2 protein-coding genes are annotated in these 1,834 nt (G+C 43.7%); both read left to right on the top strand.

The annotated features are described in order from the left end of the window. The first annotated feature begins 75 nt into the window (after positions 1–75). On the top strand, positions 76–1,278 hold the full coding sequence (locus tag AB5642_RS20215) for a DNA polymerase IV (RefSeq protein WP_272105127.1): 1,203 nt from the start codon (positions 76–78) through the stop codon (positions 1,276–1,278). 7 nt (positions 1,279–1,285) lie between these two features. Next, the gene (locus tag AB5642_RS20210; protein WP_173719768.1) at positions 1,286–1,531 is read left to right on the top strand and encodes a hypothetical protein; all 246 of its coding nucleotides are present in this window, start codon (positions 1,286–1,288) and stop codon (positions 1,529–1,531) included. The last annotated feature ends 303 nt before the right edge of the window (positions 1,532–1,834 follow it).

Below are 1,834 nucleotides of genomic sequence, written 5' to 3'. Positions count from 1 at the left end.
GATGGGAAACTATCACGTACGGTTCTTAGGGGAGGGAAGGACAGTAATGCTCTTCTCTTACCCGACTACGCCAGTGTGGAAATGCTATATCACCCAGAGTATGCAGGGTATCCCCTGGCGGTAGGCGGGGATCCCGAGGCGAGGCATGGAATTGTGCTTACAGCCAATTATGTGGCAAAGAAAAAAGGAGTGAAGACGGGACAGGCACTTTGGCAGGCAAAAATGGCATGTCCGGATCTTGTGATTGTTCCGCCCAGGATGGACTTGTATCTGCGTTTTTCTTCTCTTCTAAGAGAAATTTATGGGGAATATACTGATCTGGTTGAACCATATGGATGTGACGAAGCCTGGTTAGATATTACGGACAGTGCGGCCTTAAAGGGAGAGGGAAGAAAAATTGCAATGGAGATTAACCGGCGTGTGAAAAAAGAGCTGGGAATTACGGTCAGTATCGGGATTTCCTGGAATAAGATTTTTGCAAAACTGGGAAGTGATTATAAGAAGCCTGATGGAATCACGGTGTTTTCAAAGGAAAATTATAAGGAACAGCTCTGGAGACTTCCTGCTGCAGATCTTTTGTATGTTGGACGTTCTACCAGAAATACGTTAGATCGTTATGGAATTCAGACAATTGGGGAGCTTGCCCTGGCGGATTCAAAGTTTCTGGAACGGTTATTTGGAAAAATGGGTCTGGTGCTTTACTCTTTTGCAAATGGCTGGGACGAGTCACCTGTATCGGCGCAGGGGTATGAAGCACCTATAAAGTCTATTGGTAATAGTACAACCACTCCCAGGGACCTGGAGAACAACCTGGACGTGCAGATTGTACTGATGGCATTGGCAGAAAGTGTTGCAGCCAGGCTTCGGAAACATGGCTTCAAATGCAAGGTGGTGTCCATCACCATCCGGGATAATGGGTTATACTCTTTTTCGAGACAGAAAAAGCTGGAGAGGCCTACGGATATTACCAATGAGATTATGACGGCTGCCTACCTGCTGTTCAAAGAAAATTATAACTGGAATCATCCGATCCGAAGCCTTGGAATACGTGCAGAAAATCTGGTTTTGGCAGACGTACCAGTACAGCTTGATTTGTTTATAAGCGAGGAACAACGGGAAAAGCAGGAAAAAATGGACCAGGCTGTAGATGAGATTCGCAGAAGGTTTGGGTATTTCAGTATCCAAAAAGCGTTTGTGTACCAGGACAAAGCTCTGGCAAGCTTGGATGCACAAAGTTCCCACACGGTTCATCCGGTAGGCTATTTTAATGGGAGGTAATTGGTAAATGGAAAATGCAAAAGTATATGTAGAGGTTCTGGTGAGTTTTGATAAGGACGGAACTATGAGTCCAGTGGAATTTATCTGGGAAGATGGAGAAAAATATCATGTGGACCGTATCCTTGCAAGGGAACGCTGTGCAAGCCGAAAAGCAGGCGGAGTCGGGATGCGATATACCGTAATTGTGAATGGAAAAGAGAGCCATTTATACTATGAATTTGATAAATGGTTTATGGAAAGGCGCTGTTCCTAATGTTTGTTCTTGGAAAATATGAGACAATACATGTGCACAATATATAGAATTATACGATTGACACATACCATATATTGTGCTATCCTATAATCGAATTATCATTTATGCATAGCACCCCTATGTAGAAAAGTTTAGTCCTGATAAGACATCAGGAGCAATCATTTGAGATTACATATCTGGAACATATAGAAAGACATCAAAAAAACCTGGAATGGATTTTTGATGTCTTTTTTTGTTGCGTGTGTCCAGCAAAGCTGGACTACACTTGCCGGTGTAAGTCCGGTCACGGTAATCGCCAGTGAG

Source organism: Ruminococcus sp. 1001136sp1_2201st1_G3_2201SCRN_220225 (genome assembly GCF_040924365.1).
GTDB classification, from domain to species: Bacteria; Bacillota; Clostridia; order Lachnospirales; family Lachnospiraceae; genus Blautia_A; species Blautia_A faecis.
The sequence above is the reverse complement of the archived record's forward strand: the minus strand, read 5'-3'. Positions and strand labels throughout refer to the sequence as shown.